18 protein-coding genes are annotated in these 23,778 nt (G+C 35.0%); 15 read left to right on the top strand and 3 right to left on the bottom strand.

Translation table 11 applies throughout. The features are described 5' to 3' along the window. Positions 1-47: 47 nt before the first annotated feature. Positions 48-1,331, bottom strand: a complete 1,284-nt coding sequence (gene fahA / locus AC3E9W_RS19930) for a fumarylacetoacetase (protein ID WP_306157825.1) — start codon at positions 1,329-1,331, stop codon at positions 48-50. A 109-nt stretch (positions 1,332-1,440) separates the two neighbouring features. Here fahA and glyA point away from each other — a divergent pair, with 109 nt between their 5' ends. The 4 genes from glyA (at position 1,441) to AC3E9W_RS19910 (ending at position 5,225) form a co-directional block, all read left to right on the top strand. Beyond that, complete coding sequence (glyA, locus tag AC3E9W_RS19925) at positions 1,441-2,715, top strand: serine hydroxymethyltransferase (protein WP_306157827.1); 1,275 nt, start codon at positions 1,441-1,443, stop codon at positions 2,713-2,715. Positions 2,716-2,833: 118 nt separating this feature from the next. Beyond that, positions 2,834-3,427 carry a MiaE family protein gene (locus tag AC3E9W_RS19920; RefSeq protein ID WP_132079980.1) on the top strand — a complete coding sequence of 198 codons (594 nt, stop codon included), beginning with the start codon at positions 2,834-2,836 and terminating at the stop codon, positions 3,425-3,427. A 258-nt stretch (positions 3,428-3,685) separates the two neighbouring features. Further along, positions 3,686-4,726: a GMP reductase gene (locus tag AC3E9W_RS19915; RefSeq protein ID WP_488769736.1), complete on the top strand. Its 1,041-nt coding sequence runs from the start codon at positions 3,686-3,688 to the stop codon at positions 4,724-4,726. A 1-nt stretch (position 4,727) separates the two neighbouring features. After that, a complete protein-coding gene (locus tag AC3E9W_RS19910) occupies positions 4,728-5,225 on the top strand; it encodes a GNAT family N-acetyltransferase (RefSeq protein ID WP_488769735.1) in 498 nt (165 codons plus the stop codon). A gap of 301 nt (positions 5,226-5,526) precedes the next feature. Here the strand turns inward: AC3E9W_RS19910 and AC3E9W_RS19905 are convergent, their stop codons facing one another. Continuing rightward, positions 5,527-6,105 carry a pentapeptide repeat-containing protein gene (locus AC3E9W_RS19905; RefSeq protein ID WP_488769734.1) on the bottom strand — a complete coding sequence of 193 codons (579 nt, stop codon included), beginning with the start codon at positions 6,103-6,105 and terminating at the stop codon, positions 5,527-5,529. A gap of 156 nt (positions 6,106-6,261) precedes the next feature. Here AC3E9W_RS19905 and aspA point away from each other — a divergent pair, with 156 nt between their 5' ends. The 6 genes from aspA to AC3E9W_RS19875 all read left to right on the top strand — a co-directional run bounded on the left by aspA (position 6,262) and on the right by AC3E9W_RS19875 (position 13,231). After that, a complete protein-coding gene (gene aspA / locus AC3E9W_RS19900; protein WP_488769733.1) occupies positions 6,262-7,671 on the top strand; it encodes an aspartate ammonia-lyase in 1,410 nt (469 codons plus the stop codon). A 143-nt stretch (positions 7,672-7,814) separates the two neighbouring features. After that, positions 7,815-9,101 carry a BamA/TamA family outer membrane protein gene (locus tag AC3E9W_RS19895; protein WP_488769732.1) on the top strand — a complete coding sequence of 429 codons (1,287 nt, stop codon included), beginning with the start codon at positions 7,815-7,817 and terminating at the stop codon, positions 9,099-9,101. A gap of 200 nt (positions 9,102-9,301) precedes the next feature. Then, entirely contained in the window at positions 9,302-9,976 is a 675-nt protein-coding gene (locus AC3E9W_RS19890; protein WP_488769731.1) for a response regulator transcription factor, read from the top strand. 1 nt (position 9,977) lies between these two features. Then, positions 9,978-11,360, top strand: coding sequence for a HAMP domain-containing sensor histidine kinase (locus tag AC3E9W_RS19885; protein ID WP_488769730.1), 1,383 nt, complete (start codon positions 9,978-9,980; stop codon positions 11,358-11,360). 83 nt (positions 11,361-11,443) lie between these two features. Then, positions 11,444-12,166, top strand: a complete 723-nt coding sequence (locus AC3E9W_RS19880) for a hypothetical protein (protein ID WP_488769729.1) — start codon at positions 11,444-11,446, stop codon at positions 12,164-12,166. Positions 12,167-12,283: 117 nt separating this feature from the next. Continuing rightward, positions 12,284-13,231 carry a bestrophin family protein gene (locus AC3E9W_RS19875; protein WP_456892439.1) on the top strand — a complete coding sequence of 316 codons (948 nt, stop codon included), beginning with the start codon at positions 12,284-12,286 and terminating at the stop codon, positions 13,229-13,231. Between the two features lie 166 nt (positions 13,232-13,397). Here the strand turns inward: AC3E9W_RS19875 and AC3E9W_RS19870 are convergent, their stop codons facing one another. Beyond that, complete coding sequence (locus AC3E9W_RS19870) at positions 13,398-14,819, bottom strand: aminotransferase-like domain-containing protein (RefSeq protein ID WP_488769728.1); 1,422 nt, start codon at positions 14,817-14,819, stop codon at positions 13,398-13,400. 106 nt (positions 14,820-14,925) lie between these two features. On the opposite strand from AC3E9W_RS19870, the gene AC3E9W_RS19865 reads away from it, so the two are divergent. From AC3E9W_RS19865 to AC3E9W_RS19845, 5 genes are all read left to right on the top strand, one after another. Continuing rightward, complete coding sequence (locus AC3E9W_RS19865) at positions 14,926-15,840, top strand: EamA family transporter (protein WP_488769727.1); 915 nt, start codon at positions 14,926-14,928, stop codon at positions 15,838-15,840. A gap of 307 nt (positions 15,841-16,147) precedes the next feature. After that, positions 16,148-18,412, top strand: coding sequence for an acyl-CoA dehydrogenase family protein (locus tag AC3E9W_RS19860; RefSeq protein WP_488769726.1), 2,265 nt, complete (start codon positions 16,148-16,150; stop codon positions 18,410-18,412). Between the two features lie 211 nt (positions 18,413-18,623). Next, a complete protein-coding gene (susR, locus tag AC3E9W_RS19855) occupies positions 18,624-20,264 on the top strand; it encodes a SusR family glycan utilization regulator (protein WP_488769725.1) in 1,641 nt (546 codons plus the stop codon). 204 nt (positions 20,265-20,468) lie between these two features. Continuing rightward, positions 20,469-22,685, top strand: coding sequence for a glycoside hydrolase family 3 C-terminal domain-containing protein (locus tag AC3E9W_RS19850; RefSeq protein ID WP_488769724.1), 2,217 nt, complete (start codon positions 20,469-20,471; stop codon positions 22,683-22,685). A gap of 221 nt (positions 22,686-22,906) precedes the next feature. Beyond that, the gene (locus tag AC3E9W_RS19845) at positions 22,907-23,554 is read left to right on the top strand and encodes a DUF1349 domain-containing protein (protein WP_488769723.1); all 648 of its coding nucleotides are present in this window, start codon (positions 22,907-22,909) and stop codon (positions 23,552-23,554) included. The last annotated feature ends 224 nt before the right edge of the window (positions 23,555-23,778 follow it).

The raw sequence follows: 23,778 nt of genomic DNA, 5'->3' as shown, positions 1-23,778 counted from the left end.
CCAAGGTTTTATTTTTTTTATATTTCTTCAGATTTATTATCTGCTCTTCATTGTCTGGTAAAAGGAGGTAAAAGTTGGCTGGCAACTTCGCCAAAACCAATCCTAACTTCTGCATTTTCGCAGAAACCGCGAATAATAACCGTATCATTATCTTCAATAAATTTACGCTCTTCTCCGCTATTTAACTTTAATGGATTTTTTCCGCCCCAAGTTAATTCTAGCATAGAACCAAAACTATCAGGAGTTGGACCAGAAATAGTTCCAGAACCCATCATATCACCAGAATTTACACGACATCCATTAGAAGTGTGGTGTGCCAATTGCTGACTCATTGACCAGTATAAATATTTGAAATTTGATCTTGAAATAACTGTTTCCTCTTGATCTTCAGGTTTAAGAGAAACTTCTAAATGAATATCAAAAGCTTTTTTCCCTTTTGTCTGTAAGTAAGGAAGTGGAGTCGGATCTTGTTTAGGTCCTTTAGTTCTAAAAGGCTCCAAAGCATCCATCGTAACAATCCACGGTGAGATTGAAGTGGCAAAGTTTTTAGCTAAGAATGGTCCAAGTGGCACATATTCCCATTTCTGAATATCACGCGCGCTCCAGTCATTTAGCAAAACCATTCCGAAAATATAATCTTCAGCTTCGTAAGTAGAAATATTTTCGCCCATTACATTTACATCTGTAGTAATAAAAGCAGTTTCCAATTCAAAATCTACTAAACGAGAAGCTCCAAAAACAGGTGTATCATGTCCAGCAGGTAAAGTTTGTCCCATTGGTCGGTGCACCGGAATTCCTGAAGGTACAATCGTTGAGCTTCTACCATGGTATCCAACTGGAATGTGTAACCAGTTTGGTAATAAGGCATTATCTGGATCGCGGAACATTTTGCCTACGTTTGTAGCGTGCTCTCTGCTCGAATAAAAGTCGGTATAATCGCCAATTAAAACAGGAAGTTGCATCTCTACATCTTCGATTTTAAATATAACAATATCTCGGTGTTTTGTTGAATCTCTTAACTGCGGGTTAGTCTCGTCGAAAATCTCAGCGATACGATTTCGAACCAAACGCCATGTTTTTTTTCCGTCAGAAATAAAATCATTTAGCGTATCCTGCATAAACATATCATCGGTTAATTCTATCCCTTCAAAATAGTTTAATTGCTGTAAAGCCCCTAAATCTATGGCATAATCGCCAATACGCGTTCCTACTGTAACGACATTTTCTTTGGTAAGAAACACGCCGAAAGGAATATTCTGAATAGGGAAGTCGCTATTTTCTGGCACTTCTAACCATGATTTTCTACTGGTATCGTTGGCGGTTATTGGCATGTTTAATGTTAATTATTTGTTGAAAAATTACATGTCAAATATATCATAATCTAGCAGTTTGACAAACGTTTTTTTGTATTTTTGCGTGAAATTAACGAAAAACAAAAAAATGCAACGCGACGAACAAATTTTTGATCTTATCCAAGAGGAGAAAGAAAGACAAATTCACGGACTAGAGCTTATCGCTTCAGAGAATTTTGTAAGTGATGAAGTAATGGCAGCAGCAGGGTCTGTTTTAACGAATAAATATGCTGAGGGTTATCCAGGCAAAAGATATTACGGAGGCTGCGAAGTAGTTGACGTTATTGAGCAGATTGCTATTGACAGAGCTAAAGAATTGTTTGGCGCTGAATATGCAAACGTACAGCCTCACTCAGGTTCTCAAGCAAACACTTCTGTGTACCACGCTTGTTTGAATCCTGGTGACACGATTTTAGGTTTCGATTTATCCCACGGTGGTCACTTGACTCACGGTTCTCCAGTAAACTTCTCAGGCCGTTTATACCGTCCTGTTTTTTACGGTGTAGATGCAGAAACTGGTCGTTTAGATTATGATAAAATTCAAGAAATTGCAACTAAAGAACAGCCAAAATTAATCATCGCTGGAGCTTCGGCTTATTCTCGTGATATGGATTTTGCTCGTTTCAGACAAATTGCGGACAGCGTTGGAGCAATCTTATTTGCTGATATTTCTCACCCAGCTGGTCTTATCGCAAAAGGATTAATGAATGACCCAATTCCACATTGCCATATCGTTTCTACAACAACACATAAAACATTAAGAGGACCACGTGGAGGTTTGATCTTAATGGGGAAAGATTTCCCAAATCCACAAGGATTAACAACTCCAAAAGGAGAAATCAGAATGATGTCTTCGTTATTAGATTTAGCTGTTTTCCCTGGAAATCAAGGTGGACCTTTAATGCACATTATTGCTGCTAAAGCGGTTGCTTTTGGTGAAGCATTGAAAGACGAATTCTTTACATACGCTATGCAATTGCAGAAAAATGCAAACGCAATGGCAGATGCTTTCGTAAAAAGAGGATATAAAATCATTTCTGGCGGAACTGATAACCACATGATGCTTATTGACTTAAGAAATAAAAATATTTCTGGTAAAGAAGCAGAAAATGCATTAGTAAAAGCAGAAATCACAGTAAATAAAAACATGGTTCCATTTGACGATAAATCACCATTTATCACTTCTGGAATTCGTGTAGGAACAGCTGCAATCACAACTCGTGGTTTAGTTGAAGCAGATATGGAAACTATCGTTGCTTTAATTGATAAAGTGCTGTCTGATCACACAAACGAAGATCTTATCGAAGAAGTTGCTGCTGAAGTAAACGAAATGATGAGCGAAAGACCGATTTTCAAATACTAAAAAAATAAGTCTTAAAGTTTTTAAAGTCGAAAGTCAAAAGTCTTATTTTGGCTTTCGACTTTTGCTTTTAAGGCTTTCAAACTTATAATTTTTAATTCATAACTCATAATTTTTAGAAATGGGCGTATTAAGATTACAATTGCCAACCGACCCAAGATGGGTAAATATTGTTGAGAAAAACATCGAAGAAATCCTGACAGATCACGCTTGGTGCGAGCAAAAAGCAGCAACAAACGCGATTACAATTATCACAAACAACTCTGAACATCAGGATTTGGTGAAAGATTTATTGGCTTTAGCCAAAGAAGAAATCGATCATTTTGAGCAGGTTCATAATATCATCATCAAAAGAGGATTAAAATTAGGACGTGAGCGTAAAGATGATTACGTAAACGAACTGTATCAATACATGAAGAAAAGCGGAGACGGAAGCCGTGTTTCTGGATTAGTAGAAAGACTTTTGTTCTCTGCAATGATCGAAGCAAGAAGCTGCGAACGTTTTAAAGTACTTTCGGAAAACATAAAAGATGAAGAATTAGCTCTTTTCTACAGAGAATTAATGGAAAGTGAAGCGGGACATTACACTACCTTCATAACCTACGCAAGAAAATACGGAACAGGAATCGACGTTGAAAAACGCTGGAGAGAATGGTTAGCATTTGAAGAATCAATCATTACCAACTACGGAAAAGGAGAAACGATACACGGATAGTTTTTTTTAGTGGTCAGTAGTCAGTTTTTTTAGTGTTCAGTTGTTCTTAGATGAATTGCGGTTTCACGTTTGTCAGGCTGAGCGGAGTCGAAGCCAAGTTCCAATAATTAAACAATTTTGCGAATCTCTGAGAAATCTCTGTGCATCTCTGTGAAATAAATTAGATGCATTGTTCAAAAGTTCAGCTTTTTGTTAATCTAATATCTGAAATCTAAAATCATAAATTCCTAAATTTGAGAGTAACCAAAATCTCGAATTATGAGAATAGAAATGGATTTAAAATTAGGGTTTAAAGATGTCATGTTTAGACCTAAAAGATCAACGCTTAAAAGCAGATCAGAAGTTTCATTAGAACAGAATTTCAAATTTTTGCATAGTACTTCAAATTGGACAGGAATTCCGATTATGGCAGCCAATATGGATACTGTGGGTACTTTTGAAATTGCGAAGGTTTTGGCGAAAGAAAAGCTTTTTACGGCCATTCATAAACATTACACTTTAGAAGAGTGGAATCATTTTCTGAAAAATGCAAGTCCTGATTTTTATGATCATATTGCAGTAAGCACAGGAACCGGAAAAGAAGATTTTGAAAAGATAGCAACAATAATTACTGCAAATCCGTTACTGAAATTCATTTGTATTGATGTGGCAAACGGCTATTCGGAGCATTTTGTTCAATTTTTAAAGAAAACCCGCAAACAATATCCCGATAAAATAATTATTGCTGGAAATGTTGTTACTGGCGAAATGACCGAAGAACTTTTATTGGCTGGCGCAGATATTGTAAAAGTCGGAATTGGTCCAGGTTCTGTTTGTACAACTCGCGTTAAAACAGGCGTTGGTTATCCGCAATTGTCTGCTATTATAGAATGTGCTGATGCCGCACATGGATTGGGCGGACACATTATAAGCGATGGAGGCTGTTCAACTCCGGGCGATGTTGCGAAAGCCTTTGGTGCCGGAGCCGATTTTGTAATGTTGGGCGGAATGCTTGCCGGACATTCAGAAAGTGGCGGAGAATTGATAGAAGTTAAAGGTGAAAAATTCAAACAATTTTACGGCATGAGTTCGAAAACTGCCATGGACAAACATGCAGGGGGTGTGGCAGAATACAGAGCGAGCGAAGGCAAAACTGTTCAGGTTCCGTTTAAAGGAGATGTCATTCACACTGTTTTAGACATTTTAGGCGGAATAAGAAGTACTTGTACTTATGTTGGCGCTTCTAGATTAAAAGAATTGACTAAACGAACGACATTTATCCGCGTAAGCGAACAAGAAAATCAAGTTTTTACAAAATAATATGATTCAAATTACCGAAGCATCGATTGAAGATATTGCTAAAATTCAAGAGATTGCACATATAACATGGCCAATTACATATGGCGAAATTTTAACTGCAGAACAATTAGAATATATGTTAGATCTCATTTATTCTGATGAAGCTTTATCAAAACAGATTAAGAATAAAGAGCAACTGTTTTATTTAATTTTAGATTCGGATTCGGTAATTGGTTTTATCGGAATTGAGCATAATTATAAAAACGAAGCGATAACCAAAATCCATAAAATCTATCTTTTGCCAGAAACACAAGGAAAAGGTTTTGGCAAAATAGTTTTCGAAGAAATCGGAAAAATGGCTTTAGAAAATAATTCTTCAGAACTTTTGTTAAATGTAAACCGTTTTAATACCGCTTTGAATTTCTATAAAAAACTAGGTTTCGAAATTAAAGAAACTGTTGATATAGAAATTGGAAATGGGTATTTGATGGAGGATTATGTGATGGGGAAAAATATTTAATTATAAATAAAATTAGACGCGGATGAAACGGGTTCGCTATCGCGAAGACGCGGATTTCCACGGTTTTTTTTATTTTATTTTGGTTAGTAAAAAATAAAATCAATTGCCTCCAGCTTTAGCTGGAGGAACAAATTAGAAATGTAAAAAGGCTTTAGCCGAACTCGTAAAGTTTGGCTAAAGCCTTTTATGTTTTTTTATTATACACCCACAGCTAAAGCTGCAGGCAATTCATATGATATAAAAAATCTGCGTAAATCAGCGTCTTCGCGATAGCGAATCCGTTTCATCCGCGTACCATTTTCTACTCCACAATCACATCATGCGTAAACAATAACCCTTTCACTTCCTTCAAAGAAAAAATCGCTTTCTTCAATTTTGTTTTTGATGGATCGATGGTATAATTGAAGCTCGTTCTAAAATTGGCTTTATTGGCAATTGCTTTAGAAAATTCTGCACGATATAAATCGCAATTGTCGAAAAGAACATTAGTTAAATCTACCGCCATAAAATCTACGGCAATAAGACTGCAGCTGTTGAAAGTGGTTCCTTTTAGTTTTAAAGTATAAAACTTAGAGAAGTCTAAAATACAATCGTAAAAGTGAACCTCGAAAATCAATTTGTCGCACATGGCAAAATTTACTTCTTTGATTTCGCAGTTATAAAAAGTGACGCTTCTAAAAGCAACATAATTAATTTTGGCTTCACTGAAAATACAATCATTAAAAGTGCAGTCGATAAAAGTTACAGCGAGAAAAGTGCAGGCAGAAAAATTACAATTATTAAAAACGCAGCATTCGAAGTCCTTAAAATTAAGATCATCTTTGCCGTAAATAAACGTATTGTATTCTTTATCAAGAAAATATTCGCTTTCTTTTTTCAACTCTTTTTGATAATTATTTGAGGCTGAAAAGGTACTAATTTGCTGTAAAATTTTCATTGAAAATCCAAAATCATTTTAAAAATAGTAGTGACTTTAGCATAAATTTAATGTAGCTTTACGCTTATTTTTTAAGCTAAAATTTATCAATTTCACGATATGGAATCAACAAGAAAAGAACATGATTTTCTGGGAGAATTAGACATTCCGAATCATTTATATTACGGAATCCAGACTTTTAGAGCCGTTGAAAACTTTAATATTACAGGAATTCCGATTTCAAAAGAACCTTTGTTTATCAAAGCTTTGGGTTATGTAAAAAAGGCAGCCGCTTTGGCAAACAAAGATTGCAACGCGATTGATGCTAAAATTGCAGAAGCGATTTGCTATGGAAGCGATCAGGTTATCGCAGGAAAATTTGATAAAGAATTTGTGAGCGATTTAATTCAAGGCGGAGCTGGAACTTCTGTAAACATGAATGCCAATGAAGTAATCGCCAATATCGGATTGGAATATTTAGGCCACAAAAAAGGAGAATATCAATTCCTTCATCCAAACAATCATGTAAACTGTTCTCAGTCAACAAACGATGCTTATCCGTCCGCTTTTAGAATTGCTTTATATTTAAAAATGGAAAGCTTTATTAAGACTTTAGCTGGTCTTGAAGTTGCTTTTGCTAAAAAAGGCGAAGAGTTTAAAGATGTCTTAAAAATGGGTAGAACGCAATTGCAAGATGCGGTGCCTATGACTTTAGGGCAGGAATTTAAAGCTTATGCGACCACAATTGGCGAGGATATTCAGCGTTTGAAAAATGCTCAGGAATTATTGCTAGAAATCAATATGGGAGCAACAGCGATTGGAACCAAAGTTAATGCTCCAGAAGGTTATCCAGAAATCTGTGTGAAATACTTAGCCGATGAGGTTGGAATTCCGTTGACGCTTTCGCCAGATTTAATTGAAGCGACTGTCGGTACAGGAGCTTACGTTCAAATTATGGGAACTTTGAAACGTTCTGCGGTTAAGATTTCTAAAATCTGCAACGATTTAAGGTTGTTAAGTTCTGGACCAAGAACTGGCTTAAACGAAATTAATCTTCCTCCGCGCCAGCCAGGATCTTCTATTATGCCAGGGAAAGTAAATCCAGTAATTCCAGAAGTCGTAAATCAGACTTGTTTTTATGTAATTGGTCAGGATTTAACGGTTACAATGGCGGCAGAAGCGGGACAATTGCAATTGAATGTAATGGAGCCTGTTATTGCATTTGCGATGTTTACTTCGTTAGATTATCTTTCAAATGCCATTCAGACTTTAATAGACAAATGCATTGTTGGTATCACAGCAAACGTGGATCATTGTTATAATATGGTCATGAATAGTATCGGAATTGTAACGCAGCTGAATCCGATTATTGGTTATGAAGAAAGTGCGAGTATTGCAGGCGAAGCTTTAAAAACAAACAAAAGCGTACATCAGATTGCAGTTTTAGAGCGTAAATTAATCACACAAGAAAAATGGGATGAAATTTATTCTTTAGAAAATTTAATCCATCCAAAATTCATTACCAAATAGTAAAACACATTTTAAACGAAATCCGTCAAATAATTTTGACGGATTTTTTTGTTAAATTATTTGAGTTTTGTTTTTAAGGTGTTGAAAATAAGGTTTATATTTACAATGAGTTGAATCTTATTTCTAAAAACAAAACTTTGCAAATGGTGATTTTTCCAGAAAATAATGCCGTTCCGTACAAGTATAAAATCTTAGGATTAGTATTTCTTATTTCCTTTACGTTATTTTCTCAGGAAGAAAGTAGAAATTCAGAAATTGATTCTTCAAAAATTTGTCCTCCCAAAACAGTATTTGATCTTTTTAAAAAAGAAGACGACGCATTAGTTGTAAAACCTACAAAAAACAATTTCTTTTTATTAATTCCTGCAATTGGTTCTCAGCCAGCGACAGGCTTCTTTTTTGGTGCGGTGGCACAGTATACTTTTAAAGGAAAAGAAGAAAAAGACAAATATTCAATAGCCAACATAGGAATTACTTACACCGTAAAAAATCAATGGCTGGTAAATATCAAAAACAACATTCTACTTAACAATAATAGAATCTTTTTGAGTGGCGATTACCGTTTGTATTTGTTCTCACAGCCTAATTATGGACTCGGAACTGATATAATTCCGCCAAGACGCGATCGCCCGCCTAGTTTTAGCATAGATTCGCTTGCTCAAGATATGGATTATAATTATTTCAAATTTCATCAGACGGTTTCTTTCGAAGTTAAGGAGAATTATTATGTTGGCGGAGGTGTAAATATTGACTGGTATTCGAGTATAAAAGACAAAGAATTGGATGTCGCAAACGGAAATTACACGTATCATTACAATTACAGTCAAAAATACGGATTTGATAATCTAGAATATTATTTGACAGGAGTGAGTTTGAATCTGGTTCACGATTCTAGAGACAATCAAGTTAATGCTTCTAAGGGCTGGTATGCCAATATAAATTATAGATTTAATCCCGTTTTGTTTAAAAATCAGAATTATAGCAATGTGTTGTTTGCAGAATACCGCAATTTTATTCCTGTTTCTCCTAAAAATCCCCGTTATATTTTGGCCATTTGGACTTACGGACAATTTGTAACGAGAGGAAAAGTACCTTATTTAAATCTTCCCGCAATTGGTTGGGACCAACGCAGTAGGAGCGGAGAAGGATATACGCAAGGATTGTTTAGAGGAAATGGTTTAATTTATTTGTCTACAGAATTTCGTTTCCCAATTACCTGCAATCAATTGCTGAGCGGCACTGTTTTTACCAATTTTGTTACAGCCAGCAATTCTGATACTGATTTAAAACTTTTCAAATCCATACAGCCAGCCGCTGGAATTGGTTTAAGGCTTTTGATTGATAAAGCTTCCAAAACCAATCTGATTTTCGATTATGCGTGGGGAAATAACTCCAAAGGATTCTATCTGAATGCCGGCGAGACTTTCTAATTTTTATCTTTTCGTTTTTCTTTTTAAAATTAGAAGATTCTAAATTGAAGAATCTAAAATTTTAACCCTAAAAAAATAGCAAAAAGCACGCGCAAGGAGTCGTTTTTTCTTATTTGGTTCAATTTGCGGATAATTTTTTAAGTTGTGCTTATTATGTGAATTTCAATTCCTATTTTTGTTGTATATACAAACTTCTTAAGATGAAATTACTGATAGTTGAAGACGAACCAAATCTGTTGTCGATATTGCGTAAAGGATTTGCAGAAAATAATAATGAAGTAAGCATAGCAATGGACGGTAAAACGGCCATGGAGATGATTCATAATTATACTTTCGATGTCGTAATTTTAGATGTAATGCTTCCTGATGTTAACGGAATTGAAATTTGCAGAAGACTTCGCGCAGCCAAAAACTTCGTGCCTATTTTGCTTTTAACGGCTTTAGGAACCTCAGAAAATATTGTTACAGGACTTAATGCCGGCGCCGATGATTATTTGGTGAAGCCTTTTAAATTTGGCGAATTAGATGCGAGAGTTAATGCGCTGTATAGAAGATCGCAACAGGAAACAGAAAAAATCGATACGATTACAATTGGGGATTTAGAAATAAACGGACGCGCCAAAACCGTCAAGAGAAACGGTGAAAACATTATACTAACAGCTAAAGAATTTAAACTTTTATACTATTTGGCTAAAAATACAGGTCGCATCGTTTCTCGCGATCAAATTTTGGACAATGTTTGGGATATTAATTTTGATATGAATACCAATGTTGTCGACGTATATATTACCTACTTAAGAAGAAAAATAGATAAGCCTTATTCTACCAAACTTATTCATACTATGAAGGGGTTGGGGTATGTTATAAAACCATAATATGGATATTAGAAAAAAGATTACTTTTAATTATGTTGCCCTTTCTACCTTTAGTACATCGCTATTGTGCATCATTGTTTTCTTCTTGTTTAGAGAAAACAATCGATATCACTTTTTAAAGCGTCTAGATGATAGGGCAAAAATTGTGTCTTCTATTCATTTTCAAAAAGATCCAGAAAAGATCAAATATTACAAAAACCTTAAAAAAAATGGTCTTGAAGAATTGATCGAAGAGGAAGAGTATGTGCTAAAAATCAATAGTCATAATAGTTTTGATTATAACACAAACCTCAATCTTCCGAATACGTTTTATACCAATATTTTAAAAACAGGAAAAGACTCTTTCGAGAGAGATAATAAATATTATTTAGGACAGATTTTCCAAGAAAATAATCAGCGATATATTGTAATTGTTGGCGCGAGAGACCGTAAAGGAAAAGATACAACGGTTTATATTGTCAAAATCATGCTTTTTGGTGGAATCGGTTTTGTGATTCTCGCTTTCCTTTTAGGACGATTTTTAGCCAAACGTGTCATAAATCCTGTAGCTAGAATTACAAAAGAAGTAAAAAGAATCAGCGCTTCTAATCTTCATAATCGATTGCCCGAAGTTAAAAATTCAGATGAAATATCCGATTTGACCAATACTTTCAACAATATGTTAGATCGTTTGGAAACTTCTTTCGAAATACAAGCAAACTTTATTAATAACGCTTCTCACGAATTAAAAACGCCAATAACAACCATTATTGCCGAAGCAGAAATTATGCTGCTTAAAGAAAGAGAAAAAGAGGAATATGTAGAATCTTTGCAAAATATCTACAGTCAGGCTTCAAAATTAGGAAATCTTACAGAAAGCCTTCTGAAACTAACACAGACGGGTTATGATGGACAGAAACAAGTGTCTGATGTTGCCCGAATGGACGAATTATTATTAGATGTAAAATCGGATCTGGACAAGATTTATCCGGATAACCGAGTAAGCGTTCGACTTAATTTTGCTCCAGAAGATTCTAATTTACTGTTGCTTCCTTGCAATAAACCGCTTTTAGAATTGGCGATCAATAATATTATTACCAATGGCGTAAAATATTCAGATAACAATGAGGTTTTTGTAAGTCTTTCTGCTAATAAAGAAATGATTAAAATTACGATTAACGATATCGGAATCGGAATTCCGCCAGAAGATATTCCGCATTTATACGAACCTTTCTTTAGGGGTAAAATCGCGGCCAAATATATTGGATATGGTTTAGGACTTCCTCTGGCTTCAAAAATCATTCGAATGCATGACGGTGAACTTCAAGTGCAGTCGGAACAAAATAAAGGTACCATCGTTACGATTACCTTTCAAAAATCCAACATTAAAAAATCTAATGTTTAATTTTAGAAAATTCTAATTTTAGATTAATAAAGGTCTAATTTGCGGATAGTTGTTTTGTAAGTATAAACTAAAAGAGTATACTTATGAAAAATTTTCTTATACCTACAACTTTAAAAGATGATACAATCTCGGCTGTTAAATCTGCGGTAAATCAGTCTAAAAACACGGAATCAGAAATTATTTTAGTATTAGTTTCAGAAGCTCCCGATACTTTTTCTTCTTCAGGATTTTTAAGAGAAATGAAATCTGGGCTTACTAAAAGTCAGGAAGAAGTTCTAGAAACCTGCCGATATATTGTTGACCACACTTCAAATATTAAATTAAAAGTTCACACCCAATACGGACTTTCAGCTCCAATTTTTAAAAGATTGATAGAGGTTTTTTCTGTAAAATTGGTCATTCTTACCCATTCTTATAAACAAGAAACCAAAAGAATTCATCAATATCTGGTGCAATTGGCAGGAAATCAGAAGTGCCCGATTCTGCATTTAAGTACAGAAATCAATAAAGAGGTTTTCCATAAAGCGCTTTATGTAGAAAATTCGAGTATGAACATTCATGTAAAAGACGTACAAGAATTTTTGAGCGCCAATTTCTCTTTCGAAATTGTAAGTCAGACAGCCAGTTTTGAAGATAACTACGAAAATGTCGCTCCATTATTATCAGAAGCCATTTCAAAACACAACATCGATATGTTGGTTGAAACCAGAAAAGGCGAAAAAATCAAATTTAAAAAATCGAAAAAAGAAAACGTCAATGAAAAATTAGGACTTCCTGTTCTTTCATTGTACGAAGAGATGGTTTGATTCTAAGGTTCTAAGCTTCTGAGATGCTAAGTCTCTAAGCTTTTAATTTTAGCCTTAGAAGCTTAGAAGCTCAGTCCCTTAGCCCCTTTAAAAAAATATTAATTTAAATCCGAAAATATGTTATTAAAGAAAAGAATACCAATGAAGTACGTTCTCGGGAAAATTAAAGTAGAAATTGCTCTGGTACTGGCTTACACCGTACTGTTTGAAATATTTCACCATTATTTTGTTACACTTCCCGTAGATATTCCGATAGCGATTCCGACCATGATCGGAACTATTATTTCCCTGCTATTAGCTTTTAAATCCAATCAGGCCTACGACAGATGGTGGGAAGCCAGAATTGTTTGGGGAGCAGTTGTAAACGATTCGAGAACCTTGATCCGTCAGGTTTTAACGTTTTACGAAGATCCAGATTATTCTATTGAAGCTAGCGAGTTTAAAGAAAAATTTGCCAAAAGACAGATTGCATGGTGTTATAGTTTAGGAGAATCTCTTCGAAAAAGAGATGCCATAAAACCACTTGAAGGTTTGATGAGTGAAGAGGAAATTAATTATATAAAAAACCATCAAAACGTTCCTAATGCTATTTTAATGTTGCATGCGAGAGATTTGAAAAATGCAAAAAATGATAAACGATTCAACATGTATCAGCAAGTTGAAATTGACAATACTTTATCAAGACTTTGTGACGAAATGGGAAAGTGTGAACGAATTAAAAACACCATTTTTCCAACCACTTACAGCATGTACACTAGGTTAACGCTTTGTTTGTTCATTCTGTTATTGCCATTTGGTTTAACAAGTGTATTAAGTTGGTTTGCCATTCCGTTGATTACGGCAATTGGAGGCGCTTTCTTTTTGATCGAGAGAATGGCGATTCATTTGCAGGATCCGTTTGAGAACAGGCCAAGCGATACGCCAGTTACGGCAATTGCAAACACGATTGAGAAAAATATCAAACAAATGCTGAATGAATATCAAAGCGAATTTGATATTCTAAACGAATTTCATTTAAACGACGAACCTAAGAAAGTCGAAAAAGACGCTTATTTTGTCTTGTAAGGAATTAATTTTGGTCTTCTTTTAATTGTTGGCTGGACAGTGAGTAGTTGCACTGTCCAGTTTTTTTATGTCATTGCGAGGAACGAAGCAATCACGCTAACAATAACACGCAAAGTTTGATTTAGCAAATGAGATTGCTTCGTTCCTCGCAATGACAAAAAAGCGATTACAATTGATGAGCCAATCTCCCCAACGTCTGAATCGCAGTTCTCAATTCATTAGACCAAGGCAATCCGAAACTCAATCGCATACAGTTTGAAAATTGATTTTGAAAAGAAAAAATCCTTCCGGGTGCGATACTAATGTTATGTTTTAAGGCCAAATGATAAAAAGCCGCTGTATCAATTTTTTTATCCAATTCTACCCAAAGAAAAAAACCGCCTTGTGGCTGGCTCACTTTGGTTCCCGCCGGAAAAGATTCTAAAACAGTATTGATGTAATTGGTACAGTTTCGATTCAAAATCTGGCGAATTTTTCTCAAATGATTTTCATAACGCCCGTTTTTTAAGAAATCCCCAACTACTTCATGGGTAATTGTCGTTGAAGAAATAGTATGGTACAATTTGGTTCTTAAAATCTCTTTTTTAAATTTTCCTGGCGAAACCCAGCCTACACGATAGCCTGGAGCCAAAGTTTTAGAAACCGAACTGCAGCACAAAACAATACCGCTTTCGTCGTAGGTTTTACAATTTGTAGGTCGGCTTGAGCCAAAGTACAAATCGCCATGAATATCATCTTCAATTAGCGGAACATTATAAAAATCCATTAAACGGACAATTTCTTTTTTGTGCTCATTAGGAAGCATACTTCCCGACGGATTACTGAAATTAGGCATCAAAACACAAGCTTTTACTTTATTAGACGAAAGTGTTTTTTTAACGGCTTCCAATTCAATTCCAGTGGTCATATTGGTCGGAAGTTCCATTACATACAAGCCTAAAGATCTGGCCAATTGCAGAATGCCAAAATAAACTGGACTTTCTGTAATAATGGTGTCTCCTGGTTTTGTCAGCGTTAGCAAACAGTCAGAAATAGCCGAAATACAGCCTGGAGTCGTAATAATGTCCTCTTCAGTCAAAGAGCCGCCCCATGTAAACGACCAGCGCGCAATTTCTTTTCGCAAATTACTGTTTCCTTCAATTTCTTCGTAACTCGTACCGCTGTTGGGCAATTGGCGCATGGCCTGAACCATTCCTTTGTTGAGTTTTGCAATCGGAAGCAATTCGTTAGACGGAAAACCAAGCGAAAGCATAGTAACGTCTTTCGTTCGCATATCGCCATAAACCAGATCGATTAAATCTTCTCTTTCAATGTTTTCAAGGCTTAAGCGAGGTTTGCTTGCAGAAGGTTCGGCAATTATTCTAGCCGAAATATTACTCACATAATAACCCGATTGCGGACGAGATTCTATAAGCGAACGGCTCTCCACTTCGTAATACGCTTTGCTAACCGTACTCATGCTGTAGCCTGTTTCAGAGCAGACTTCACGAATAGATGGCAGTTTGTCGCCTACATTTAAAACGCCCGATTTAATCTGCTTTTCGATTCGGTCAGCAAATTGAAGATATAAGTAGTTGGAATTTTTCATTAGAAAATAAAACTGTTATGCTGCAATTTACAAAAACTGTATCTGTATTGCTGTTTTATTTTTAAGAAATTTGCTTTTCAAATACAAAACACTCAAGAACAATTTTGTGAAAACAACAAAATATTACATAGCAGCCATCTCAGCCTTTATTACGTGGGGACTATTCAGTTTGGTTTTAAAACCAATACATGAATATCCGTCGTTGGATATTTTGTTTTTCCGTGTTTTTAGCTGTGCTGTTTTAATGCTTTTAATTGCTTTTCTATTCAAAAGAAAACAAATAAAAGAAACCATTGAGATTTTCAAAGCTTTGCCAAAAGCAGAAAAGAGAAAATCGATTCTGTTGAATATTGGCGGAAGCGCGTTTTTGATGGCCAATTGGTTCACTTTTATTTATGTTGTCAATCACGTTAGCGTAAAAGCAGCTTCGCTGGCTTATCTTGTTTGTCCAATCTTAACAACATTGTTGGCTTATTTTATACTGCACGAAAAATTGCTCAAAACGCAATGGCTTTCTGTTGGTTTGAGTATTTCGGGCTGTTTATTGCTTTCTTATAGCGATATAATGGATATGTTTTTCAGCATCATTATCGGTCTTACTTACGCAGCCTATTTAGTAAGCCAGCGCGCCAACAAAGGGTTTGATAAGTTTATAGTTCTTACTTTCCATATCACATTAGCAGCGCTAGTTTTATTACCGTTTTACCCAGCTTATTCAGGACCGGTTCCAACAGCATTCAAATTCTATTTCTGTATCGAAACGATCGCAATCGTATTTACAATAGTGCCGCTTTTCTTAAACCTGTACGCGCTTTCAGGAATTAATTCGTCAACGGTGGGGATGTTGCTGAATATAAATCCGATGATTGCTTTTGGATTGGCGGCCTTTGTTTTTAAAGAAAATATTACCCCTCTACAAATCACAGCATATGGTATCATTTTTACCGCAGTGTTAGTTTTTAATTCGCATCATATTTTTGCGATAAAGCAAAAAATGACCTCAATATCCAAGGGTTCTTAATTCTTAGTTTTCATATTTTTTATTGGTTTAAAATCGAAAATTATCAGAATCTTAACAGGATGTTTAAACAGGAATGAGTATTTTTCATTCCTGTTTTTTTATGCGTTGTAAAAAGATATAGCCACAGATTTCACAGATTTAAAGGATTAAAAAAAGTTTGCCACGAATTTCACGAATTTCACGAATGGATTGCGAAAAAAATTGGTGTAATTAGTGAAATTCGTGGCTAAAAAAATCCTTTTAATCTGTGAATCCCGATAGCTATCGGGAGTGGCAAAAAAACATTAAAAACCGAACCCCTATTGATATGAAAAATACCAAACTTCAAGCCTTTACTCCGTTATTTTATTTAGTGTGGTCAGATGATTTGCTGACGCAGAAAGAGTTTTCTACATTACAAGACTTTATTAATTCGCTAAGCGTTTTATCAGAAGAAGACAAAGAATATTTGCTTTCTAAAGTCGATATTTCAAATCCGCCTTCGCGAAATGAACTCACACAATGGAAATCGGATATTGAAAAAAGTATTCAAGATACATCAACTATAAAATCGATTTTTGACATTGCAAAAGCACTTTCAGCTGGAGAATTAGATTTAACTCCGATAGAAAAAGATTTTGTAAAACTCGAAAATGATTTAGGGATTTTAGGCGAAGAAGCACTTCAAAACTTCAAAACCAAAGCAGGTTCTTTTACAGCCAATTCACAAACCAATGCCAGTTTTGATATTCAGAAAATCACACAGATTTTAGACGGAAAAGAAGCGGCCATTATCGAAAGAGTAAAATCGGTTATTTCGAGACCTGAATTTGCTTATGAAACTTCTACAGATATTAATGTTTTTAGAGAAACCGTTTATAAATGGTGTAAAATCTTAGCCGATGAAAATCTGGGAAGCATGGCTTATCCGAAAGAATATGGCGGAGGAGGAAATATTGAAGATTATTTCGCCATTATGGAAACGCTGAGTTATCATGATTTAAGTTTGGTAATTAAATTTGGTGTTCAGTTTGGACTTTGGGGAATGAGCGTTCAATCTTTAGGAACCGAAAAACATTATGCCAAATATCTGAAAGACATCGGTTCTCTGAAACTTCCAGGCTGTTTTGCCATGACCGAAACCCATCACGGATCGAACGTTAAAGGTTTAGAAACTACTGCAACTTACAATCACGCAAATCAGACTTTTACGATTCATACGCCAAATAAAAACGCTCAAAAAGAATATATAGGAAACGCTGCGGTTCACGGACAGGCAGCAACTGTTTTTGCTAAACTAATTATAGACGATCACGATTATGGGGTAAATGCTTTTGTAGTTCCGTTGCGAGATCCAAACGGAAATGTTTTAGACGGAATAACCATTGGCGACTGCGGTCATAAAATGGGATTAAACGGAGTAGACAACGGAACAATTGGTTTTGATAATGTCGTGATTCCGAAAGAAAATATGCTGGATCGTTTTGCTTCGGTAAATGATAAAGGCGAATTTGAAAGTCCGATTCCGAGTGATAACAGACGTTTTTTTACGATGTTAGGTACTTTGGTTGGAGGAAGAATCGGAATTCCGCGTTCGGCTTTAGCGGCAGCGAAATCAGGATTAACGATTGCCATTCGCTACAGCGATCAAAGAAGACAATTTGGGCCAGAAGGCGGTTCTGAAGTTCCGATTTTAAATTACAGAATGCATCAGCGCAGATTATTGCCACATTTGGCTAAAACTTATGCTGTTCATTTTGCTTTACAATATTTGACTAATAGATTTTTAAACAGAACCGAAGCTGAAATGCAAGAAATTGAAGCTTTGGCGGCCGGAATGAAATCGTATTCTACTTGGAGTACGAGAGATATTTTGCAGGAATGTAGAGAAGCATGTGGCGGAAAAGGCTATTTGTCTGAAAACCGAATCGATGCGCTTAAAAACGATACAGAAATCTACACAACTTTTGAAGGGGACAATACGGTTTTGATGCAATTGGTGGCTAAAAACCGTTTGGCAGAATTCAGAAAATCATTTGGAGAAATGGGGTCGTTAGGCATTATCAATTATGTGTATGAAAATGCCAAAACAGCGATTGCAGAGAAAAACCCGATTGCAACCAGAAAAACAGACGACGAACATCTTTTAGATGGAGAATTTCATCTTCAGGCATTTATTCACAGAGAAAAAACAATTTTGGCTTCAGCGGCGAGACGTATCAAAAAATTGATCGATGGCGGATTAGAACCGTATGATGCCTTTAATGTCGTTCAGCATCAAATGATTGATGTGGCTCAGGCTTATTTGGAGAGAATTGTTTTAGAGCAATTCCAGATCGCGATTAAAGCGGTTGAAGATGAATCATCAAAAGCAATTTTGACTAAATTGAGTCAATTGTATGCGCTTTCTCAGATCGAAAAAAATAAAGCTTGGTACTTGGAAGACGGATATATGGAAGCGGTAAAAACCAAAGCAGTCCGCAAAATGGTCAATCAGCTTTGCTGGGACATTCGTCCAGATGCTGTAGCGCTCGTAAATGCGTTTAATATTCCAGAAAGCTGTTTGTCGGCGCCGATTGTAGCGCATTTATAGTTAAAAAAAGAGACTTTTAAGAAATGATTTCGGTTTGGATTTATTTCATTCCGAAATCATTTTATTTATAGCAGATTCAGTTTTGTGATTTGATAATTTATAAATGGGGTTTAAATCACACCCATTTTTAGTACATTTTAACCACTATTAAATAATTCATATTTTATATTTTCGCTTTGCTATATTTGTAATTCTTTTATCTAAAATCGCTTTGAAAAAATATTATTTATTTCTGTTTCTTATTATAAACTTTTCGCTTTCTGCAACGGAGCGTACAGATGTTATTTTAAAAGAATTAAATGAGGCGATCAAAAATAAACAGCATTACGTAAAGATTAAAGAAGAACGAATTCTGAATTTCAAGAAAATCAAATCAGATAATCTTACGAAAGAGCAGGAGTACAATTACAACAAAACGCTATATTTTGAGTATCAGAAACTAAATTCAGATTCGGCTATTCAGTATGTAAAAAAGAATCTCAAGATTGCTGAAGAACTTCAGAATAAAGAATTCTTCAATTTAGCACAATTACAACTCGTAACGCTTTATTCTTCTTCAGGAAAATACCGCGAATCGGAAGCGATTTTAAAAAGCATCAACAAGAAAAACTTAGAGCCGTCTTTACTTCCAAATTACTATGTTTCTTACCGTGAATTTTTTGAGCATTACGCCGCAAACAGTTACAGTGTAGAATACAGAAATCAGATTGGAAAATATCGAGATTCGTTATTGGGTGTTTTAAATCCGAGTACTTTAGACTATCAGATTAACAGAATCCAGCAGGATATTTTCAACAGAAAATTTGATAAGCCTAAAAAACAATTATTGGCTTTATTGGAAAAAACAAAAGAAGAAAGTCCGCAATATGCAATGATTACCTATTTATTAGGGAAAATTGCTGAAGCTACACATGAGATAGAATTAAGAAAAAAATACTACGCGCTTTCGGCTACATCAGATATTAAAAATGCCAATAAAGACAATGCTTCGCTACAGGAACTAGCTTTGGTTTTTTATGAAATTGGCGATGTCGATATGGCGTACAAACTCACGCAATCTGCCATTGAAGACGCTCTTTATTGCAATGTTCAGTTTAGAACTTTGCTCATGTCAGAAGTATATTCGATTATTAATACCGTTTATTTAGAGCGCGAGGCCCAGAGAAAAAGCGAATTAAAGGTTTATCTGCTTTGTATTAGTCTGCTTTCGTTGTTTTTGCTTGTTGCGATTATTTACGTGTACAAACAGATGAAAAAGGTTTCGAGAATTAGAACCGAACTTTATGAAACGAGTCAGAAACTGGCAGAATTAAACAAAGATATTACCGAAACCAACAGCCAGCTTCAGGAAAGTAATCTGCAATTGTCTGAATCTAATTTGGTTAAAGAAGAATATATTGCGCATTTCTTCAATCTTTGCTCGACTTACATCAATAAGCTAGAAAATTATCGCATTATCTTAAACAAAAAAGCTACAGCAAAACAATTCGACGAAATTTATAAAATTTTAAAGTCAACTACTTTGGTTGACAATGAGTTAGAAGAATTGTATAAAAACTTTGATATTATCTTTTTAAACTTATATCCCACATTTGTCAAAGACTTCAACGCCTTATTGATTCCAGAAGAACAAATCGTTTTAAAACAAAATGAATTGCTAAATACAGAGCTTAGAATTTTTGCCTTAATCAGACTCGGAATTACAGACAGTGTTAAAATAGCGGCATTTTTACGTTATTCTTTAAGTACAATTTACAACTACCGCACAAGAGCTCGAAATAAGGCTGCAGTTTCGCGAAATGATTTCGAAGAAATGGTCATGAAAATCGGTTCAATGGCTTTGAAAGCGTAAATATTTATTTTAAATCTACTACTTTTTTTGGCGCTTTAAATTTGTTAAATAATTTAAAATCAATGTTTTGTGTTTTTAATTCACTACTTTTTTATATCTAAAAATGTAACATGAACGATAACGTTTTAGTTTTACAATATGATAAAAAAAGATTTTCGTTAAGAAGATTTCCCTATTATAACTAATGCTTTAATAATTACTGTTATGTTAAAAAACGTTAAAACAATTGTTGTTTTACTTTTACTAAGTTCTTTGGGAGCCAATGCCCAGAACAAAGTTCCTGTTTATCTAGATGATAAAAAACCGATTGAAGAGCGTGTAGAAGATGCGCTTAAGCGAATGACTACCGAAGAGAAAATTGCCATGATTCATGCGCAGTCTAAATTTAGTTCTCCAGGTGTAAAACGTCTTGGAATTCCAGAAAACTGGATGACCGACGGACCGCACGGAATTCGTACAGAGGTAAAATGGGACGAATGGGATCAAGCCGGATGGACAAACGATTCTTGTATTGCTTTTCCAGCACTTACAGCACTTTCATCAACTTGGAACAAAGAATTAGCTTCTTTATATGGTAAATCTATTGGAGAAGAAGCACGTTTTCGTAACAAAAACGTATTATTAGGGCCTGGAGTAAACATTTACAGAAGTCCATTAAACGGCCGTAACTTCGAGTATATGGGAGAAGATCCGTTTTTAGCTTCAAAAATGGTAGTTCCTTATATTAAAGGAGTTCAAGCAAATGGAGTTGCTGCCTGCGTAAAGCACTTCGCATTAAACAATCAAGAAACAAATCGTAACTCAGTTAACGTAATTGTTGACGATCGTGCGTTATACGAAATTTATCTTCCTGCTTTTAAAGCTGCAGTTCAAGAAGGTGATGTTTGGTCGATTATGGGGTCTTACAACAAATACAAAGGACAGCAATGCTGCCACAACGAATATTTGCTAAACGATATTCTTCGCGGAGAATGGGGTTTCAAAGGAGTTGTAGTTTCAGACTGGGGTGGAGTTAATGATACGAAACAAGCTATTCACAATGGTTTGGATATGGAATTCGGTTCTTGGACAAACGGTCTTTCTTGGGGAACAAGCAATGCTTATGATAACTATTATTTAGCAAAACCATATTCTGAAATGATCAGAAAAGGTGAGGTTGGAACTAAAGAATTAGATCAAAAAGTGCGTCGTATTTTACGTTTATCTTTCTTGACTACAATGGACAGAAATCGTCCTTTTGGTTCTTTCGGAACAGAAGAACACGCTTTAGCTGGCCGTAAAATCGCTGAAGAAGGAATCGTTTTATTACAAAACAACAATAATATTTTGCCAATCAATCTTTCTAAAACAAAAAAGATTGCTGTAATTGGAGAAAATGCTATCAAAATGATGACTGTAGGTGGAGGAAGTTCTTCGCTTAAAGCAAGATACGAAATTACACCGCTTGAAGGTTTAAAGAAAAGAATCGGAAACCAAGCCGAAATCGTTTATGCTAGAGGTTATGTTGGAGATCCTACAAGTAACTATAACGGAGTTGTAGCTAAAGTAAGTTTAGAAGAAAAACGTTCTCCTGCAGAATTAACTGCTGAAGCTTTAAAAGTAGCTAAGGATGCTGATATCGTTCTTTTTATCGGAGGTTTGAACAAAAGCCCTAATCAAGATGACGAAGGACACGATCGTAAAGAATTGAATTTGTCTTACGGTCAAGATAAATTAATTAGCGAATTGGCTAAAGTAAATAAAAACATTGTTTTCGTTAATATTTCTGGAAATGCTGTGGCAATGCCGTGGGTTAAAGAAGTTCCAGGTATTGTACAAGGATGGTTTTTAGGAACTGAGGCTGGAAATGCTTTGGCTAATGTTTTGGTTGGAGATGTGAATCCATCTGGAAAATTATCTTTCACTTTCCCAGTAAAATTAGCTGATAATGGTGCTCACGCTTTAGGAGAGTTTCCGGGTGGAGATGACGTAAAATACAATGAAGGAATTTTTGTTGGATACCGTTGGGCAGACAAAAACAAAATCAAACCGTTATTCTCTTTTGGTCACGGTTTAAGCTACACAACTTTTGCTTACGGAAAAGTAACAGCAGATAAAAAACAAATGAACGCAGGAGATAAAATTACATTCTCTGTTAATGTAAAAAATACAGGAAGCAGAGAAGGATCTGAAGTGGTGCAATTGTACATTACAGATGTGAAATCTTCATTGCCTCGTCCGATAAAAGAATTAAAAGGTTTTGAGAAAGTGGCTCTTAAAGCTGGAGAAGAAAAAACAGTAACGTTTACAGTGGATAAAACGGCTTTAAGTTTCTTCGACGATAAAAAGCATGACTGGGTTGCAGAACCTGGTGATTTTGAAGCGATTATTGGCGCTTCATCAACAGATATAAAATCTAAAGTGAATTTCTCACTTAAATAGTTTTTATTTCTAAACTTTGGTTGGTTTGTAGAGCTGCAAGTGTAAAAATTTGCAGCTTTATTTTTAAAATTTTACCATTAAGGTATTAAGAAAATTAAGTTTTGTGTGTAAAAGTAAGAACAATAAGTTTTGGGCTTAATGAAACTTAATAAGCTTTAAAAAGACTAGTTTAAGTTCCAGCTTAATTAACTTAATGTCTTAATGGTTTAAAAAAAAATAACATGAGAAGAATTACACTAGCAATATTGACTTTATTTTTTGCACATAATATTTCAGCACAGAGTCTGAATAAAATGCAATGGTTTAACGAACCTGAAAAATGGGAGATTAAAAACAATGCATTGATTATGAATGTTACCGCAAACAGCGATTATTGGAGAATTTCGCATTACGGATTCACAGTAGACGATGCTCCGTTTTACTACGCCAATTATGGAGGAGAGTTTGAAGCAAAAGTAAAATTGACAGGAAACTACATCGCTCGTTTTGACCAAATGGGATTAATGATCCGTATTGACGAAAAGAACTATATTAAAACTGGAGTAGAGTTTGTTGATGGAAAATTTAATGTCAGCACGGTTGTAACACATGATAAAAGTGATTGGAGTGTTACGACTTTAGAAAAAGTGCCTCCTTTTATTTGGATTAAGGCCGTAAGAAGATTAGATGCAGTTGAAATATTTTACTCTTTTGATGATAAAAACTATATCATGACTAGAAATGCACCTTTGCAAGATAACGCACCAGTTATGGTGGGTTTAATGGCAGCTTCCCCTGATGGAAAGGCCTTTGAAGCCAAATTTGAAAACTTCACTGTAAAACATTTGCCAGACCAGAGAAGAGCAGAATGGCTGAAGAATCACCAATAGAATTTTAGAATTCTGATTTTAGATTTTAGATTGAAACTAGTAATAAAAATTCCAATTTTTTAAATTCCAAATTCCAAAAAAAGAGCGTAGCGATTTTTTTGGAAAAATCTAAAATCTAAAATCTAAAATCTAAAATCTAAAATCTAAAATCTAAAATCTAAAATCTAAAATCTAAAATCTAAAATCTAAAATCTAAAATCTAAAATCTAAAATCTAAAATCTAA

The sequence above is a fragment of the Flavobacterium sp. 38 genome, from assembly GCF_057799715.1.
The sequence above is the reverse complement of the archived record's forward strand: the minus strand, read 5'-3'. Positions and strand labels throughout refer to the sequence as shown.

Coding starts and splice junctions, on each gene's coding strand:
- AC3E9W_RS19860 (WP_488769726.1), top strand. CDS start 16,148: ATGAAAAATACCAAACTTCAAGCCTTTACTCCGTTATTTTATTTAGTG.
- AC3E9W_RS19885 (WP_488769730.1), top strand. CDS start 9,978: ATGGATATTAGAAAAAAGATTACTTTTAATTATGTTGCCCTTTCTACC.
- AC3E9W_RS19910 (WP_488769735.1), top strand. CDS start 4,728: ATGATTCAAATTACCGAAGCATCGATTGAAGATATTGCTAAAATTCAA.
- fahA (WP_306157825.1), bottom strand. CDS start 1,331: ATGCCAATAACCGCCAACGATACCAGTAGAAAATCATGGTTAGAAGTG.
- glyA (WP_306157827.1), top strand. CDS start 1,441: ATGCAACGCGACGAACAAATTTTTGATCTTATCCAAGAGGAGAAAGAA.
- AC3E9W_RS19870 (WP_488769728.1), bottom strand. CDS start 14,819: ATGAAAAATTCCAACTACTTATATCTTCAATTTGCTGACCGAATCGAA.
- AC3E9W_RS19880 (WP_488769729.1), top strand. CDS start 11,444: ATGAAAAATTTTCTTATACCTACAACTTTAAAAGATGATACAATCTCG.
- AC3E9W_RS19875 (WP_456892439.1), top strand. CDS start 12,284: ATGTTATTAAAGAAAAGAATACCAATGAAGTACGTTCTCGGGAAAATT.
- AC3E9W_RS19890 (WP_488769731.1), top strand. CDS start 9,302: ATGAAATTACTGATAGTTGAAGACGAACCAAATCTGTTGTCGATATTG.
- aspA (WP_488769733.1), top strand. CDS start 6,262: ATGGAATCAACAAGAAAAGAACATGATTTTCTGGGAGAATTAGACATT.
- AC3E9W_RS19845 (WP_488769723.1), top strand. CDS start 22,907: ATGAGAAGAATTACACTAGCAATATTGACTTTATTTTTTGCACATAAT.
- AC3E9W_RS19895 (WP_488769732.1), top strand. CDS start 7,815: ATGGTGATTTTTCCAGAAAATAATGCCGTTCCGTACAAGTATAAAATC.
- AC3E9W_RS19850 (WP_488769724.1), top strand. CDS start 20,469: ATGTTAAAAAACGTTAAAACAATTGTTGTTTTACTTTTACTAAGTTCT.
- AC3E9W_RS19920 (WP_132079980.1), top strand. CDS start 2,834: ATGGGCGTATTAAGATTACAATTGCCAACCGACCCAAGATGGGTAAAT.
- AC3E9W_RS19915 (WP_488769736.1), top strand. CDS start 3,686: ATGAGAATAGAAATGGATTTAAAATTAGGGTTTAAAGATGTCATGTTT.